Genomic DNA, 15,888 nt, shown 5'->3' on the forward strand with positions numbered 1-15,888 from the left:
ATTATTTCCCCCTAGCTTTTTTGTTTGTTGCTTCTACTGCTTTTTGAATTGCCTCTGAAAAATTATATTCGTATAAAATTTTGAGACCTTCAGCTGTGGAACCACCTGGCGTTGTTACTTGTTCGCGAAGGTTAGCTGGATTTTGCGTTTGTTCAAGCATAGAAGCAGAGCCAGAAATCATTTGAATGACAAGATGTTTTGCGGTTTCTTCATCAACTCCATAACTTTTTGTTGCTTCAATTAAGCTTTCAGCAAAGTAATAAAGGAAGGCTGGTGCACTTCCAGTAACTGCAGTAAGCTGATGAACTTCTTCCTCAGTACAAAGTTGCGAAGTACCAATACCTTTTAAAAGTAGTTGCAGGGTTTCTTGATGTATCTCGTTTACTGATTGTCCCATTGTATATAAGGAGATAGACTTTCCAATTTCAGCAGCTGTATTAGGCATAATCCAAGCAACAGGCGTGCCTTTTGGGAGTCTAGCTTCTAAATAAGATGGTCCAATGCCAGCTGCTACTGTTACGACTAGTTGATTTGATATTAACGGAGATAGCTCAGCTAATAACTCTTCATGAGCCGAAGGTGGCATTGCTAAAACAACCGTATCAACAGATGTAACATGCTGTTTCCAATCTGTTGTAGTAGACACATTATATTGATGTTGTAACTGTTTTAGCTTTTCTATGTTGCTTCGGTTAGAGACGATAATTTCTTCGATGTACTCTTTGCTTGTTTTAAGTAATCCGGAAAATATAGCTTCTGCCATACGACCGGCACCAATAAATAAAATTCGATGTTTAGTTAGCATATCCTTTATTCCTTTCTAGTAGAGATATGTTATAAAAACGATATCATCTTTAAGAGAATTTTGTAAAAAGAAAAGACTTACCGTAGATGGAATGGATAATGAGAAGGCGGAAATTCATGGTAAAGGAAAGAGCTATTCCTTATACTGGTGATAGGGAATTTATTACACATCTGGGGAGAGATAAATATGGTTAGAAGTCCACTTTTTTTACTTGTTTCTAGTATTATTTGTGTATTAGTTGGATTGTATATTCAATCGAGTTATATTGAAATTTTCGCATCAATTATGGGAATCATTAATGTTTGGTTATTAGCGAGAGAAAAAGTATCCAACTTTTTATTTGGCATGATTACTGTTGCGGTATTTCTATACATTTTTATTACACAAGGTTTATATGCAATGGCAGTATTAGCCGCTTTTCAATTTATATTTAATGTATATGGTTGGTATTATTGGATTGCACGAAGTGGGGAGGGCGAGGTAAAAGCAACAGTTCGTTTAGATTTGAAAGGGTGGACTTTTTATATAAGTTTTATTTTAGTTGCTTGGATTGGTTGGGGTTATTATCAAGTCCGTTATTTAGAGTCAACAAGTCCATATTTAGACGCTTTAAATGCCGTATTGGGACTAGTGGCTCAATTTATGTTAAGTCGAAAAATATTAGAAAACTGGCATTTATGGATTTTATATAACGTAGTTAGCATTGTAATTTATATTTCTACTGGTTTATACGTCATGCTAATATTAGCTATTATTAATCTCTTTATATGTGTAGCTGGTTTGCTAGAGTGGAAGAGCAATTATAAGGGGCAAGAACATACAAATAATTATATCTAGAAAATAATTAGAATTAAAAAACCCCTGAAGTACATATGCTTCAGGGGTTTACTAATAGAATATAAGATTATGCTTTTGTCATACCAAGTAATACAGCGCCGCCGATAATTAAAACACTACCTAGTGCAATAAAGATCAATTGACGTTTTGTTTTCTTTTCACCTAAGAATACAATCGCACCGAATGTTGAGATAACGATTCCAGTTTGAGATAATGGGAAGCTTGTTGCTACTCCAACACGTGGTAATGAAAGAAGTAAGAATAAGTTTCCAGTTCCCCATAGTAAACCAGACAAAGCATTACGGATTGCATATTTGTTAAATGGTTTATGTTTAGACGTCAGTACAACCGCACCAACAAACATACCAACTGCTTGTGGTAAAATAGCAGACCAACCATCGATATTATACCAACGAATAATAATTACATATACAAGATAGCCGAAAGTAGAAACAATTAAAGTAAGAAGTCCTTTTTTCAATTGTCCAGGTGGCTGAGCATTTTCTTTATCATCTAATGATGTGAATACAACACCAACTACGATTAATAGGATTGCAATCGTTCCCAGAATGATCGTTGTAGTAGTAGTCCACTCACGGAAAGCGATAACCCCAAAGATAGAAGTTGCAACAAGTTGCATACCAGTAGAAATCGTTACAGTAGTTGAAACACCTAGTTTTTCAACTGTTTTTAATTGGTTTACTTGTCCTAAAGCCCAGAATAAACCTGAAATAAAACCAACAATTAAGATTGTCATTGTTAAAGCTGGTTGAGTAAATACATACATAATTGTTGCGAAGAATAGAGCACCGATTGTCATACCTACCGTTTGGCTATATGCACCACCGCCCATTTTTACGCTTACTAATAAGATGTTTCCCCATGCAATTGCAGGAAGAAGCGCTAATAAAATGTCCATTACAAGACTCCCTTCGGTTTGCTATACCAATATAGTTACATATCGTTCTAACGATCGGTAATGCCCCACTAATAGAGTAGAAGATTACCGATCGCTAAAACAGGATGAAGAATTCACGATATAAATGCGTTTTCATTTCTTCATTTTTTGAAACACCTCCATATAATAACAGGAAATTGCCTATTTTAGAAAGTGAATTCAAATAAAATGTATATTTTAATAAGAGGTAAAATTCAGTTATTTCCCGGTGGTATATTTTATTTCCTAAGAAATAAAGAAGCAGCTTCGAAAAAAGCTGCTTTAAGAGTTAGTAATTCTTTTATTAATAAGTTGAATACATAGTAGAAATACGAGTGACATACCGATAGTAATAACTACAAGTGTCCATGCGAGTTGCATATTACTTGCATCAATAGCCATGTAAATTGCAGTTGGGATTGTCTGTGTTTTACCAGGAATGTTCCCGGCAAACATAAGTGTAGCACCAAATTCACCGAGCGCGCGGACAAAGCTCAAAATCATCCCGCTTAGTAAGGCAGGAAATGCGAGCGGAAGTGTAACGTGCAGAAAAACTTGATATTCACTTGCGCCAAGGTCACGAGCACTTTCTTCAATTTGTACATTTGCGATAGAAAATCCCGTTTTCGCTGATTGGTACATAAGCGGAAATGCAACAACTGTAGAAGCAATGATCGCAGCAGTAGATGTGAACATAATAGACTGCTGAAATAATGATTCAACCCACTTTCCGATCGGGCTGTTGTTTCCAAAGATGATAATGAGAAAGAAGCCGATAACAGTTGGTGGAAGTACCATTGGTAATAAAAATATGGTTTCTAATAGTACTTTATATCGCCATGAGGAGCGAGCTAGTGCTCGCCCGACAATTGTCCCTAAAATTGTAACGAGAATAGTGGCGCATGCAGCTACTCTTAAAGATAGAAAGACAGGCGATAAAATAGCATCAATGCTCATAGTAATTACGACAGGACTGTAAATCCATATTTTTTAAAGATAGATTGTGCATCTTTTGACTGCAAATACTCATAAAATGAAGTCGCCTCTTTCTTATGTTTAGATTCCTTTATAACACCTAAAGGATAGTGGATTGGCTCATGAGAAGTAGCTGCTGCTGTCTCACCAATCTTTACTTTATCCGAAATGAGAGCATCTGTTTTGTATACGATACCAGCATCGACATTCCCTGTTTCTACATATGTTAACACTTGGCGAACATCTTTTGTAAATACGACTTTATTTTGAACATCATTCCAAAGGTTTTCGTGTGTTAGAGAAGCCTTTGCATATTTGCCAGCAGGTACAGATTCAGGTGTACCAAGTGCAATTTTTTTGATTTTCTCATCTTTTAAATCTTGAAATTTTGTAAGAGAACTATCTTTAGGGATGACTAGAACTAGTTCATTTCCAAGAAGATTTTTCCCCTCTTTTTCATTAATGAATTCTTTTTTTACAAGGGTTTGGAATTTATCTTCTGCTGCTGAGAAGAATAAATCAGCAGGTGCACCTTGTTCAATTTGTTGTTGAAGTGCTCCAGAAGCACCGAAGTTAAAAGAAAGTTTGATATTTGGCTCTTTTTCTTTATATTGTTTTTCGATTTCTTTTAATGCATCTTGTAAGCTTGCAGCAGCTGAGATAGTCAGTTCAACTGTTTTATCCTCTTTAGCAGCTGACTTTGTATGCTTTTCCCAACTTGTACAAGCAGCGCTAAATATAAGAAGGAAAGAAAGTATAAGTGCCCCGATGGAACGTAATATAAATTTATTCATAAAAAAATCCCCTTTCATTTTGACACATCTAATTATAACTAAATATAACTAAATATAACTAGTTATAATTGAATGTAATTTGAACATATGTCTATTTTTAAAAAATAGGAGAAATATTCTTTTCTTTGTTACAATGAAAGAAGAAAGTGAGGAATCGTCTATGGATCATCATTCCTACACAACGGAAGAAGTAGCAAAGCGATTAAAAGTATCAAAATTAACTGTATACGACTTAATTAAAAAAGGAGAACTTCCTTCTTATAGAGTTGGTAGACAGATGCGCATTGATGCAGCAGATTTAGATCAATATATAAAGCAAATGAAAACAGGGAAAGTACAAGTTAATCCTGTGAAAAACGATGGTAGTAGTATCTTGAACACGTGTATTATTAGTGGTCAAGAACTAACGTTAGATATGTTAGCTAAACGTATAGAAAATCGTTTGCCAAGTTCTAATGTTTTAAGAGCGTATCAAGGTAGCTTAACGAGTTTAGTGAAAATGTATCAAGGAGAAGGAAGTATCGTTAGTTTGCATTTGTTTGATGGTGAAACGGGTACATATAATATTCCTTACGTAAAACGTATTTTAGTAGGACAGCCATGTCTTATGATTAATTTATTGTCCAGAAATGTAGGGTTTTATGTTCAAAAAGGAAATCCGAAGAAAATAAAGACATGGGCTGACATATCCGGGTCCACTATAAAGTTTGTGAATCGAGAAAAGGGTTCTGGTATTAGAGTGTTAGTGGATGAACAATTACGAATCCGAAAATTAAATAAAGCTGATATTAGTGGATATGAATGGGAAGAATCGAATCATCTTGGTGTTGCCACGCAAGTTGCAAATGGAAAAGCTGATGTAGGAGTAGGTTCAGAAAAGTTTTCGCAAATTGTAAATGTGGACTTTATTCCAATCATGAAAGAACAGTATGATTTAGTAATTTTGAAGAATAAAGAAAATGAAGAGCTGATTGAAGTTGTGAAAGACATTCTGCAATCGGAAGAATTTCATAATGAATTAAATGCGATTGGCGGATATGATATTACGAAAACAGGTCAAATTGTATATGAAATAAAGTGAAACTTTAATCAGTGTGGGGGTTCTTCATCCCCCACTGATTATTAGCCTTCACCAATCGGACTTTTATGGGCAGCCCGACCCCCACCTAACTTCTTTGCTTTCGCTGAATTTTGAGGAGGGGGTCTTACTGCCCATTAAAGCGGGACAAACTAAAAAGCTGCTTGTCTATAAGACGAGCAGCTTTTTCTATATATAAAGGGGTTTGGGGAAACAAAGTGTTAAATAAGACCTTGAGCAAGTGTATAAATGAAAGCCGTAAGAAGAGTAGCTCCACTTGCAAGTCCGATAAAGTCTGATTTGTTGAAAGTAATGTTGTTCATTATAATCTCTCCTTATTTGTTTAATGTAGTTGCAACAGCTTTTGCATCGACAAGTGCGGATAGCACCATGCCCATTGTATTTAAAAATTTATTTGATTTCATATTGTTCATCATGCGTATCCGCTCCTTTTCGAATAGTTGTTGCCCTGCTTATGTCTTAATTATAGGGAATATGGATACTTCCAACTATCGAATTAGCTTACGAAAGACTTACACTTTTGTAAGAAAAAAAGACATTCATGTAAGAATGTCTTTCACAGCATATTGATATGATGATGGTCTTCAATTGTTTTTAAAAAACTACGCATTGAATTCGTCATATAGCTATCTTTACGGCGTATGAAAACCGTTGAAATACTGCCGTATTTTTCAGGGATTGCATGACAATGTACCTTACCTGCTTTAGAAAGATGATGGACAGCAGACTGTGGTACGAGTGTAATTCCGAGACCGAGTGCAACACTGTTTAATATTGTCTCTAATATATTGAATTCCATAATTCTTTTTGGTAGCAAACCTTCGTCTTTAAGCCAACGTTCTAGTTTGGAGCGGTATCCACATCCTTGGTTAAAAACGAGTAGAGGCGTTGTTGTAAATTCTTCTATATGAAAGGCTTTATTTTGTGTTATAAGCATTAATTTCTCTGTACTAACATCGTATTGTTCGATTAGTGGATGTTTAATAGGACCTGATATAAAGGCGCCATCTAATTGATGATCAAGTACTTCTCTAATTAATTCTTCTGTTAGACCCGCTTGTAATGATAAATCGACATTCGGATAGCTTTTATAGTAAGAAGATAAAATGGTAGGCAGTGTACTTACTGTTTCGACTGTACCGATTTTTAATATACCAGAAGGTGTTTCGCTATCTAAAAATACTTGTTTTAGTTCGTCGACATCTTGCAAAATTTTACTAACATAAACGAGCATTTTTCTTCCTTCAGCTGTTAAAGTCATTCCTCGTTTATGGCGGTAAAAGAGTGGGGTTTTTAATTCGTTTTCTAGTTGTTTAATACGTGCAGTTACATTTGATTGTACATAATTTAATTCCTTTGCTGCGCTACTTACACTACCCTGATCGGCAACGCTTTTAAAGATTTGTAAGTCTCTTAATTCCATTTTGTAATCCCCCTTGATGTTAACTATCATTATAAATGATAGTTAACATCATTTTGAATCATTTTACGTGATATATTTTTTCTTTTACAATTCTCTTTGTGCAAATAGAAAGAAACGGGGGATTGCGGTGAGAAGAGGTCAAATGATAATAGGGGCTTTGGCGTGTTTAATTGCGAGTATGTCATGGGGAGCGATGTTTCCAGTTGCTGACCATGCGCTAGAATACATAGATCCATTTTATTTTTCGCTTATTCGCTATGGAGCAGTGGCGATAATGCTGATTGTATTGTTGTTAGTGAAAGAAGGAAAACAGGCATTTTGTTTAGAGGGAAGAGGAAAGTTACTCGTCTTTTTTGGAACGATGGCATTTACAGTATATAATGTCCTCATATTTTTAGGGCAAATGTTAATGGGTAAGTCGGGTGTAATGGTAGCTTCCATTATGGAAGCACTTATGCCGATGATTTCTATTTGTATTTTATGGGGATATAAGCATATAAAACCGAAGAAGTATATGATAACGAGTATGGTTATTGCTTTTGTAGGAGCTGTGTTTGTTATTACAAAAGGTGACATGAGTTTCTTTGTAACATTGAAAGATAATATGTTCCCATTAGCATTTATATTTATTGGTGTTGTAGGGTGGGTTATTTATACGATGGGTGGTCAAACTTGTAGTGATTGGTCAACGTTACGTTATTCTACGTTGACGTGTGTATTCGGTACGACTGTTACAGGAATTATAACGGTAATTATTACGTCGCTTGGATATATTTCAGTTCCGAGTATGGGAACGATTTCTATTGTGAAATATGATTTGTTATTCATGATGACATTGCCAGGTATTGTAGCGCTACTTGCTTGGAACTATGGTGTGAAAATTTTATCATCCATTAATGGGATTTTATTTATTAATTTTGTACCAATTACGACTTTAGCTATTATGATGATGCAAGGGTATCAAATCACAATGTTTGATATTATAGGGACTGTACTTGTTATTGCAGCGCTTATTCGCAATAACGTTTGTCAGAGAAAAGAAGAAAATATAAATAAGAGAGTTTTACAAGAAGAACAATTACGTCAAGCTGTTTAATAGGCAAATGGAGGATTTCACATGTTAGAAAGTTTATTGTTTTTCTTCGCCGTCGGAGTTGCCTGTGAGCTTGCAGCAATTAATCGAAATGGTCGTAAAAAGATAAAACAACAAGCTGAGCTAATACAGCTTTTAAAAGAATTGAAAGAAAGAAAAAATTAAAAAGACGACCGGGCATAGACGGTCGTCTTTTTCTATATAAAGGGGAAAGGGGACACAAAGTTATACAAGCGTAGCAGCGTAAATGAAAGCAGTAAGAAGAAGAGAGCCGCTAGCTAATCCTAAAAAATCTAATTTGTTAAAAGTAATGTTATTCATAATACATTCTCCTTACTTGTTTAATGCAGAAGCAACAGCTTTTGCATCGAAAAGAGCCGATAATACCATGCCCATTGTATTTAAGAAATTGTTCGTTTTCATTTTGTTCATCATATTGATCCACTCCTTTTCGAATAATTGTTGCCCTGTTTCTGACTTAATTGTATGAAATATAGTAAGAAGTAACTATCGAATTAGCTTACAAGAAAATTACACTTTTGTAAGAATTGAAATTTAACAATTCATCCTTAATTTTATTACCAACTCCTAAAACTTAGTGTTATAATTGTTATAAGAATATGATTATACTTCGGATGTTTAGAAAGGAACGAAATAAATGTATAAACCAATTACATTTTTGTTGAAATATATATTTAAAACAGCTGGGAAAGTAGAAGTACAAGGAAGAGAAAAGCTACCAGAAGGTGGACCCTATGTTGTTGCATGTACACATACAAGTTTTATGGATGTATTAATGTTAGCTACAGGGATGTATCCAACTCAAATTCATTACATGGCCAAAAAAGAATTATTTGAAGGGAAATTCAAAAATTGGTTCTTTAAAAATGTAAATGCATTCCCTGTAGATCGTGCGAATCCAGGACCAAGTACACTTAAAATTCCATCACGTTTATTAAAAGAAGGAAAGGTAGTAGGGATTTTTCCGAGTGGAACAAGATCAGCGGAAGATGTTTCATTAAAAGCGGGTGCTGTGACAATTGCGATGCGTTCCAATGTTCCGTTAGTACCAGCAGCTTATGTTGGTCCATCAAGTGTAAAAGAATTAATAAAGGGGAAAAAGGCACAATTGATTTTTGGAGATCCAATTCAAATTGAGGCTGGAGAACAAATAGATCGAAAAACCGCTATGAAAATGATGACGGATCAATTAAATGAGAAGTTTGAGGAGTTAAAAGAAGCTTTGCAATCAAATCAAAAATAAGAAAAGACGACCGGGCATAGACGGTCGTCTTTTCTATTACTATTTATAATAAAGGGGAAAGGGGACACAAAGTTATACAAGCGTAGCGGCGTAAATAAAAGCAGTAAGAAGAATCGAGCCACTAGCTAGTCCTAAAAAATCTAATTTGTTAAAAGTGATGTTATTCATAATACATTCTCCTTACTTGTTTAATGTAGAAGCAACAGCTTTTGCGTCGATAAGAGCGGAAAATACCATGCCCATTGTATGTAAGAAATTGTTCGTTTTTATTTTGTTCATCATATTAATCCGCTCCTTTTCGAATAGTTGTTACCTTGTTTCTGACTTAATTGTATGAAATGTTGCGGAAAGTCACTATCGAATTAGCTTACAGAAAAATTACACTTTTGTAAGAGAAACGAATGAAGGTGTAATGATAAGAAGATTTGACATATGTTCATGAGATTCATTAAGTTAAAGGTAGAGGTGAGTGTATGGCTAATATTAAAGATATTGCAAAGATGGCGGGAGTTTCAGTTACGACTGTTTCGAGAGTGTTGAATGATCACCCATATGTAAGTGAAGAAAAAAGAAAAGCGGTTATAGAGATAGTTGAGGAATTGAATTACTCGCAAAACGCAAATGCTGTTCATTTATCAAAAGGAAAAACGAATATTGTTGGTGTGATTTTACCGTATATTAATCATCCGTGTTTTGATGCGATGGTGAGCGGAATGATGGAGACTGCGTTAGCGCATAATTACAGGGTGCTACTTTGCCAAACGAATTATAATAAAAAAGAAGAAATGAAAAGTTTACATATGTTAAAAACAAAACAATTGGATGGTCTTATTATTTGTTCACGTGCAAATGATTGGGAAACGATAGAACCGTATGCTTCTTACGGCGCAATAATTGCCTGTGAAGACAATGATATTTCAAACATCTCAAGTGTATATACGAATCATTCAGCGGCCTTTCAATTAGGAATGGATTATTTGATTGAGAAAGGTTATAAAAAAATTGGTTATTGTACGGGAAGAAAATTAGGGCCGAGTAGTCAAAAGCGTTTTGATGTTTATAAACAGCAATTGCAATCTATAGACGAAGAGGTTAATGAAGAATGGATTTTTACAGAATGTTTTACACTAGAAGATGGTGTAAAAGTGGCTCATAAGTTAAAAGAGATGCAGGATCTTCCTGAAGCATTAATAGTAGCAGGTGATGAAGTTGCGATTGGGGTTATGACAGAGGTTGAAAAATTAGGGATTCAAGTTCCTGAGGATTTAGCGATTATTGGCTTTGATAATCAACCTATCTCGCAAGTGTTACAATTGACAACTATTGATCAAAATTTAAAGGAGATAGGGAAAACTGCTTTTGAAATGTTGCATAGAAAAGTGAATGACGAGAGTTCTGAACAAGAAAAGCTGGAAATTCCATACGAACTTGTGGAACGCTCTACAGTTTAATCGTAATCCGTTATGTGTATAATCGCATAACGGATTATTTTTTTGAAATATCTTTGACAGGAAACGCGTTTCATACTTTATAAAGGAGTTAAACCGGTCTGTAATAATCCATGGATTCTTTTCAAGTGTTAATGCAGTGAATAGAATTTGGAGGAATATGCATGAATGAACTTTTATCGAGTATGAAAAAGTATGTAGATGATGATGAAAAGATTCTGGCTTTTGTGGTAGGGATATTTGAGAAGGATAATTTTATATTATCGTATCAACATGGGGTTTTTGTTGCCACTACTAGACGTCTCCTTTTTTACGGGAAATTTCCGTACTATTCTTCAACATTTAAAGAGTATTCATATTTGTATATAGATAGCATAGATTTTCATCCGTATTTTGAATTTACTTGTAGTCATGAAACCATTCGCGCTAAGTATATTCAGAAAGGGAATGTGGAGCGATTTGTCCGTGCAGTTAGAGCAAATATGAATAATTAATCAACCCTCTGTTTAAACATAATATTTCAATTTTTAAGAGGGAAAATGCGGAATAAAAACCACTTCTAAACCTCTAGGAGATAGTGATACAATGTCAAATGGGGGGAGGGTATGAACTATGGTTAATCAACGTATAAAGGAAATAACACTAATTACAATTGGTTCATTATTATTCGCAATTGGTATTAATTACTTTGCAATTCCAAACCGTTTATCGGAAGGTGGAATTATTGGTTTAACGGTTGTTACGTACTACTTATTTGATTGGTCACCAGGAATTGTGAACTTTGCTATAAATGCAATTTTACTAGCTGTTGGTTATAAATTTTTTGATAAGAAAACAATGATTTATACAATTTTAGGGATTGTAGAAACATCTTTGTTTTTATACGTTACAGAACATATTGAGTATCATGTAAATAGTGATACATTATTAGCAGCTTTATTTGCTGGTTTATTTGTGGGAATTGGATTAGGTTGTATGTTCAAAGCCGGAGGTACATCGGGAGGATCAGCAATCTTAGCTCAGTTAGCAAATCAATATTTAGGTTGGAGTGTAGGTAAAGGCGTACTAATTATTGATATTGTTGTAATTGCTGGTTCTGTATTTATAATAGGGCAAGAAAAGGCGATGTATACACTTGTGGCTGTGTTCATTGGAGCGAAGGTGATTGATTTCATTGTAGAAGGAATGGACACAAAAACGGCTGTTACGATTATTTCGAATCAACCAGATTTAATTCGTGAAGCTATTACGAAAAATATGACACGCGGTGTTACTGTATTAGAAGGGCGCGGCGGATATACTGGTAAAAATAAAGAAGTTTTATATGTTGTTATTAATAAACAAGAGCTTGTTAAGTTAAAACAAGTTATTAGCCGGGTAGATGAAGATGCTTTCGTTGTTATACATGATGTACGTGATGTACTTGGCGGTGGCTTTAAAGCAAGCTAAAAGGTGAACGAGCAAATTCGTTCACCTTTTTTAATTCTTACAAAAATGTAAGTGTAATGTAATGAGATTCAATAGTAGATTTTATTCCCCCTTTTTAAAATGGATGTATATATATCCTGTAGAGGAGGAATGTTTATTATGAAGAAAAAAATGATCACTACTATAATAGCGATGATAGTGATAATAGTAATGTTACTGCCTACGAAACTTGGACCAGTTATCGATAAATATAATCCATTTTATAAGACGAAAGAATACTATACGGTTGTGAATACAATTGGTCAGCATATTGGTGATGAGTGGTATGAATATGAATTTATTGCATTCGATGAACGTGGTAGAGAGCAGAAAATAAAGAAAACGGTTAAGCATATGTTAAAGAGAGATGAAGCATTAAAGGTTTTTGCAAAAGGACGTTACGGTGAATCGATTGAAGAGATTGAGGTTGCAAATATTCCTATAAATGCGAAGAGCAAACTTTTAACGATGAGATAGTGAAATATACCCCCGGCTATTTTTTGTCGAAAATAAAAATACTGGGTAAGGGTATTTTTGAGATTAACAAAAAAGCCTTAGTCCATATAGACTAAGGCTTTTTTATTATATAAAGGGGAAGGGGGTACATTGTAGTAGCATGGGTGAAAGGTATAAGAAGAGTAGCTACTAGCAATGTAATTTGGTTATGTGAGTGTTCTTCTTATTTGGCTTACTTTCTAACTTTATTGTACGAAATATAAGTAAGGGGAACTATCGAATTACATTACACATAACTTACAAACATGTAAGCCTTCTGTAATGTAATTCGATAGTTAAAAGATAGTAATTTTCATATAGTGTAACTAGAAAGTCTCAATGTATTACTTTCTGTTTGTAATGAAGAATGAAAAACCAACTAATTTTTAATAATCCTCATCTGAATAAAGATGGGGATCCTTTTTTAAACCTTACAACATTGTAAGGTTTACGTAAGTTAATTCGATAGTAAATTTGTCATATTTTTTGCATAATAGATACAGATAGAAAAATAATTAGGGATCTAGTAAGAAGGGAGAAAAATGGGATGCGTAAAGAAGAAGTAGTGAAGTTACCAATTAAAGATTTCTGTAGCTACTTTACTGTTGCCGTAGTGTGTATTGGATTATTTGATATCATAACAAACTTAATTGTTAAATAATATAGATGCTAAAACAAGAAAGGAACTCCTTTCTTGTTTTTTTATGGGGGCATAAAGATGAAATGGATTGATAGTCATATACATGTTGATCAATATAAGGATGAAGAGAAGAGCAGATTACTAAAAGAGGTGGAAAATAGTAAGGAAATAAAGGGGCTTATTGCGGTATCTATGAATTATCAATCTTGTAAGGAAACGTTATCTTTAGCGAAGAAGTATCCCTTTATATATCCAGCGATAGGGTTTCATCCAGAGCAACAGATTCATAAAGAAGAGTGTGAACAGATTTATCAACTTATTGAACAGAACGCAGAGGAAATTGTTGCGATTGGTGAAGTAGGTTTGCCCTATTATTTGAGAAAAGAAGATGAAAGAATTGCTGCAGATCCATACATAGCTGTATTGAAAAAATTTATAGAACTAGCTAGTAAGTATAATTTGCCGATTGTATTACACGCAGTTTATGAAGATGCTGACATTGTATGTGATTTGCTAGAGAAATATAAAGTTTCACGTGCACACTTCCATTGGTTTAAAGGAAGCGATGAAACAATGAAACGGATGATGAAAAATGGTTATTATATTTCGATTACACCGGATGTTTTACATAAGGAGAAGATTAGAAAAATCGTTTCGTATTATCCGCTTGAATATATGATGGTAGAAACAGATGGTCCGTGGGAATTTCAAGAAGATGTTATAACGCACCCAAGAATGATTCGAGAGGTATTAAAGGAAATTAGTTCTATAAAAAACATATCCATTGATAAGGTCGCAGAAACAATATATGAAAATACAAGTCGATTTTATTTGAAAGGATAGGAGAATTATAGTTTTAATCATGTAACGGAAAAAGTAAAAGTTGAATTTATTTAATAAAATGCCATGGTTTGATATAGGACAAAAAACCACCAAGCGTTCCGCTCGGTGGTTTTGTATTAGGATTCTAATTTTTTCGCACGTTTTAATAATAAAAGAAAGACAATGATAACGAATCCTAGCATAAGGAAGAAGCCATATTGCTTTATATAATCAATTATGTCATTCGCACTGGTTGGTTTTTCAACGTGAATGCCGTCTTTATTCGTCGTAATATGAATATCTTTCATTTTTACTTCATTCTTTTCCTTTTGTAAATCAATCCATTCTATATTTGGAATACTTTCTAGATCCTTTAACACTTCTTTTAATGGTTTCGCACCTAAGTAAGGATGATAGAATGCACCAATAACTCCATCGGATAATTTAGAAACAGATAGAGCACGCTCTTTCATTTTAGCAGTAGTTTGTGGCGTATCTTCTTCAATAAATCCGACTGTTTCAGGTAATAGTTTCATTCCATGTAAAAATGATGGAGTACTTGTATAATATGGTGAGTGCATGGATTTCCAAGTTGTATCATTTAACTGTAGTTGTCCTACATAAGTTGAAAAGTACCTTGATAATATTTCATATCCTTTTTGAGACATCGTGTAATGAGGTGCTTCAAAGGCAACAGGATATAGTTTAGCATCTACAAGTTCTTGAATTCCTTTTTCGATATGATCTTTCGTATATTTTTCCTCGAATTCTTCCCCTTTTTTTACATATTGGTTATATGCCTCTATATTTGGAAAGTCATCTTTTGTCTTCGGTTTTTCATGCTTCGGTTGGCGAATTGGTTGATCTGTTTTTACATCCCAAAATTCAAAGCCTTCACCTGTTTCACTGTCATAAAATTGGTGAGTATAACCATGCATAATAATTGCTGCACCATCATCTTGCATAGAGCGTAAAAGATCAACTAGTTCTGGTTTATCTTTTAAATGTATTATCTTTCCTGTATCTGGATCTTTATATACCGGAATAACAGTAATCATGTAAGGCATCTTTTTCTCTTTTAGTAATTCAGCAATTTCTTTCAATTGATTTATATCTGCTGCGGGGTGAACATCCTCAAGGCGTAAATAAGCTTCAACTTTATTTTTCGTTGGTTTTTGGCTGAAATAAGAAAATAACATTTCACCGACGTAATGAGACATCCAGTCAAAGAGGTTAGGTGTTGCAACATAATAAGATGTTTCATGCTGAACGATTAGTGGGTTAGTGTTATTTGAGCTTAAGGCGTTAGCAAGCACAGTTCCATTCGTATCAAATGATTGAATTAATCGTTCCTCCTCTAAGGTATTTTTTAGCTTCTTGTCTGGATATTCAATTTTATTAACTCGTATATCATCACTATTCAAAGTAATGAAAGAAAAACGCTTAGATAATTGTTCAACATTTTGTCCTAATACTAATACAGGGCCGGAGAAGTTTTCTAGAAATTGTTTCGTTTCATCAGAAAACGCTTCTTTTGTTTCACCGATATAAACAATATGTGTATAGGAGGATACGTTATTAATTGAAGTTGCTTCTTTTAAGTTTTTTACGGTTATATCATTTGTAAAATGTCCTAATTGAGTATTAAGGATTTGGACATTATTTGAAAATTTATCGTCTTGTGTACTATACAAAACAAGTACTTTTGGTTTTGATGATGTTTGTGCAGAGGTGTAGGTAGGGATGAGTAGTAAAATGCTGAACAAGAGTGTTAGGCATTTTTTCATTT

At 34.2% G+C, this 15,888-nt stretch carries 19 protein-coding genes; 10 read left to right on the top strand and 9 right to left on the bottom strand.

The window, feature by feature from the left end; genetic code table 11:
* Position 1 precedes the first annotated feature (1 nt).
* On the bottom strand, positions 2-805 hold the full coding sequence (gene proC / locus GD442_RS01100) for a pyrroline-5-carboxylate reductase (protein ID WP_000956250.1): 804 nt from the start codon (positions 803-805) through the stop codon (positions 2-4).
* Positions 806-991: 186 nt separating this feature from the next.
* On the opposite strand from proC, the gene pnuC reads away from it, so the two are divergent.
* Complete coding sequence (gene pnuC, locus GD442_RS01105) at positions 992-1,642, top strand: nicotinamide riboside transporter PnuC (protein WP_000252484.1); 651 nt, start codon at positions 992-994, stop codon at positions 1,640-1,642.
* Positions 1,643-1,709: 67 nt separating this feature from the next.
* Here pnuC and GD442_RS01110 read toward each other — a convergent pair whose 3' ends face one another.
* From GD442_RS01110 to modA, 3 genes are all read right to left on the bottom strand, one after another.
* A complete protein-coding gene (locus GD442_RS01110) occupies positions 1,710-2,561 on the bottom strand; it encodes a GRP family sugar transporter (RefSeq protein ID WP_000353544.1) in 852 nt (283 codons plus the stop codon).
* Positions 2,562-2,861: 300 nt separating this feature from the next.
* Positions 2,862-3,536, bottom strand: coding sequence for a molybdate ABC transporter permease subunit (gene modB, locus GD442_RS01115; protein ID WP_000020526.1), 675 nt, complete (start codon positions 3,534-3,536; stop codon positions 2,862-2,864).
* A 5-nt stretch (positions 3,537-3,541) separates the two neighbouring features.
* Positions 3,542-4,348 carry a molybdate ABC transporter substrate-binding protein gene (modA, locus tag GD442_RS01120; RefSeq protein WP_001031845.1) on the bottom strand — a complete coding sequence of 269 codons (807 nt, stop codon included), beginning with the start codon at positions 4,346-4,348 and terminating at the stop codon, positions 3,542-3,544.
* A 160-nt stretch (positions 4,349-4,508) separates the two neighbouring features.
* Here modA and GD442_RS01125 point away from each other — a divergent pair, with 160 nt between their 5' ends.
* A complete protein-coding gene (locus GD442_RS01125; RefSeq protein ID WP_002180310.1) occupies positions 4,509-5,429 on the top strand; it encodes a substrate-binding domain-containing protein in 921 nt (306 codons plus the stop codon).
* Between the two features lie 218 nt (positions 5,430-5,647).
* Here GD442_RS01125 and GD442_RS01130 read toward each other — a convergent pair whose 3' ends face one another.
* The gene (locus tag GD442_RS01130; protein WP_001060017.1) at positions 5,648-5,749 is read right to left on the bottom strand and encodes a DUF3948 family protein; all 102 of its coding nucleotides are present in this window, start codon (positions 5,747-5,749) and stop codon (positions 5,648-5,650) included.
* A 254-nt stretch (positions 5,750-6,003) separates the two neighbouring features.
* A complete protein-coding gene (locus tag GD442_RS01135) occupies positions 6,004-6,870 on the bottom strand; it encodes a LysR family transcriptional regulator (protein WP_000423031.1) in 867 nt (288 codons plus the stop codon).
* 127 nt (positions 6,871-6,997) lie between these two features.
* On the opposite strand from GD442_RS01135, the gene GD442_RS01140 reads away from it, so the two are divergent.
* Positions 6,998-7,966 (top strand): DMT family transporter, encoded by a 969-nt coding sequence (locus tag GD442_RS01140; protein WP_002182372.1) that lies wholly within the window; start codon positions 6,998-7,000, stop codon positions 7,964-7,966.
* A 21-nt stretch (positions 7,967-7,987) separates the two neighbouring features.
* Positions 7,988-8,128: a YrzO family protein gene (locus tag GD442_RS01145; protein ID WP_000894065.1), complete on the top strand. Its 141-nt coding sequence runs from the start codon at positions 7,988-7,990 to the stop codon at positions 8,126-8,128.
* A 60-nt stretch (positions 8,129-8,188) separates the two neighbouring features.
* Here GD442_RS01145 and GD442_RS01150 read toward each other — a convergent pair whose 3' ends face one another.
* Positions 8,189-8,284 carry a DUF3948 family protein gene (locus tag GD442_RS01150; RefSeq protein ID WP_001060007.1) on the bottom strand — a complete coding sequence of 32 codons (96 nt, stop codon included), beginning with the start codon at positions 8,282-8,284 and terminating at the stop codon, positions 8,189-8,191.
* Between the two features lie 337 nt (positions 8,285-8,621).
* Between GD442_RS01150 and GD442_RS01155 the strand changes: the two genes are divergently transcribed.
* Entirely contained in the window at positions 8,622-9,227 is a 606-nt protein-coding gene (locus tag GD442_RS01155) for a lysophospholipid acyltransferase family protein (protein ID WP_000277778.1), read from the top strand.
* Positions 9,228-9,299: 72 nt separating this feature from the next.
* Here GD442_RS01155 and GD442_RS01160 read toward each other — a convergent pair whose 3' ends face one another.
* Entirely contained in the window at positions 9,300-9,395 is a 96-nt protein-coding gene (locus tag GD442_RS01160) for a DUF3948 family protein (RefSeq protein ID WP_001059999.1), read from the bottom strand.
* Positions 9,396-9,700: 305 nt separating this feature from the next.
* Between GD442_RS01160 and GD442_RS01165 the strand changes: the two genes are divergently transcribed.
* The 5 genes from GD442_RS01165 to GD442_RS01185 all read left to right on the top strand — a co-directional run bounded on the left by GD442_RS01165 (position 9,701) and on the right by GD442_RS01185 (position 14,120).
* Entirely contained in the window at positions 9,701-10,678 is a 978-nt protein-coding gene (locus GD442_RS01165; protein WP_086407685.1) for a LacI family DNA-binding transcriptional regulator, read from the top strand.
* Positions 10,679-10,839: 161 nt separating this feature from the next.
* Positions 10,840-11,169, top strand: coding sequence for a PH domain-containing protein (locus GD442_RS01170; protein ID WP_001004246.1), 330 nt, complete (start codon positions 10,840-10,842; stop codon positions 11,167-11,169).
* Positions 11,170-11,287: 118 nt separating this feature from the next.
* Entirely contained in the window at positions 11,288-12,124 is an 837-nt protein-coding gene (locus GD442_RS01175; protein ID WP_000248045.1) for a YitT family protein, read from the top strand.
* A gap of 138 nt (positions 12,125-12,262) precedes the next feature.
* The gene (locus GD442_RS01180; protein ID WP_000728416.1) at positions 12,263-12,619 is read left to right on the top strand and encodes a YxeA family protein; all 357 of its coding nucleotides are present in this window, start codon (positions 12,263-12,265) and stop codon (positions 12,617-12,619) included.
* Between the two features lie 736 nt (positions 12,620-13,355).
* A complete protein-coding gene (locus GD442_RS01185) occupies positions 13,356-14,120 on the top strand; it encodes a TatD family hydrolase (protein WP_000871100.1) in 765 nt (254 codons plus the stop codon).
* A gap of 116 nt (positions 14,121-14,236) precedes the next feature.
* Here GD442_RS01185 and GD442_RS01190 read toward each other — a convergent pair whose 3' ends face one another.
* Positions 14,237-15,886 (bottom strand): DUF2334 domain-containing protein, encoded by a 1,650-nt coding sequence (locus GD442_RS01190; protein ID WP_000710597.1) that lies wholly within the window; start codon positions 15,884-15,886, stop codon positions 14,237-14,239.
* Positions 15,887-15,888: the final 2 nt, after the last annotated feature.

It is taken from the genome of Bacillus sp. A260 (assembly GCF_009861435.1).
Classification (GTDB): Bacteria; Bacillota; Bacilli; order Bacillales; family Bacillaceae_G; genus Bacillus_A; species Bacillus_A cereus.

Coding starts and splice junctions, on each gene's coding strand:
- proC (WP_000956250.1), bottom strand. CDS start 805: ATGCTAACTAAACATCGAATTTTATTTATTGGTGCCGGTCGTATGGCA.
- pnuC (WP_000252484.1), top strand. CDS start 992: ATGGTTAGAAGTCCACTTTTTTTACTTGTTTCTAGTATTATTTGTGTA.
- GD442_RS01110 (WP_000353544.1), bottom strand. CDS start 2,561: ATGGACATTTTATTAGCGCTTCTTCCTGCAATTGCATGGGGAAACATC.
- modB (WP_000020526.1), bottom strand. CDS start 3,536: ATGAGCATTGATGCTATTTTATCGCCTGTCTTTCTATCTTTAAGAGTA.
- modA (WP_001031845.1), bottom strand. CDS start 4,348: ATGAATAAATTTATATTACGTTCCATCGGGGCACTTATACTTTCTTTC.
- GD442_RS01125 (WP_002180310.1), top strand. CDS start 4,509: ATGGATCATCATTCCTACACAACGGAAGAAGTAGCAAAGCGATTAAAA.
- GD442_RS01130 (WP_001060017.1), bottom strand. CDS start 5,749: ATGAACAACATTACTTTCAACAAATCAGACTTTATCGGACTTGCAAGT.
- GD442_RS01135 (WP_000423031.1), bottom strand. CDS start 6,870: ATGGAATTAAGAGACTTACAAATCTTTAAAAGCGTTGCCGATCAGGGT.
- GD442_RS01145 (WP_000894065.1), top strand. CDS start 7,988: ATGTTAGAAAGTTTATTGTTTTTCTTCGCCGTCGGAGTTGCCTGTGAG.
- GD442_RS01150 (WP_001060007.1), bottom strand. CDS start 8,284: ATGAATAACATTACTTTTAACAAATTAGATTTTTTAGGATTAGCTAGC.
- GD442_RS01155 (WP_000277778.1), top strand. CDS start 8,622: ATGTATAAACCAATTACATTTTTGTTGAAATATATATTTAAAACAGCT.
- GD442_RS01160 (WP_001059999.1), bottom strand. CDS start 9,395: ATGAATAACATCACTTTTAACAAATTAGATTTTTTAGGACTAGCTAGT.
- GD442_RS01165 (WP_086407685.1), top strand. CDS start 9,701: ATGGCTAATATTAAAGATATTGCAAAGATGGCGGGAGTTTCAGTTACG.
- GD442_RS01170 (WP_001004246.1), top strand. CDS start 10,840: ATGAATGAACTTTTATCGAGTATGAAAAAGTATGTAGATGATGATGAA.
- GD442_RS01175 (WP_000248045.1), top strand. CDS start 11,288: ATGGTTAATCAACGTATAAAGGAAATAACACTAATTACAATTGGTTCA.
- GD442_RS01180 (WP_000728416.1), top strand. CDS start 12,263: ATGAAGAAAAAAATGATCACTACTATAATAGCGATGATAGTGATAATA.
- GD442_RS01185 (WP_000871100.1), top strand. CDS start 13,356: ATGAAATGGATTGATAGTCATATACATGTTGATCAATATAAGGATGAA.
- GD442_RS01190 (WP_000710597.1), bottom strand. CDS start 15,886: ATGAAAAAATGCCTAACACTCTTGTTCAGCATTTTACTACTCATCCCT.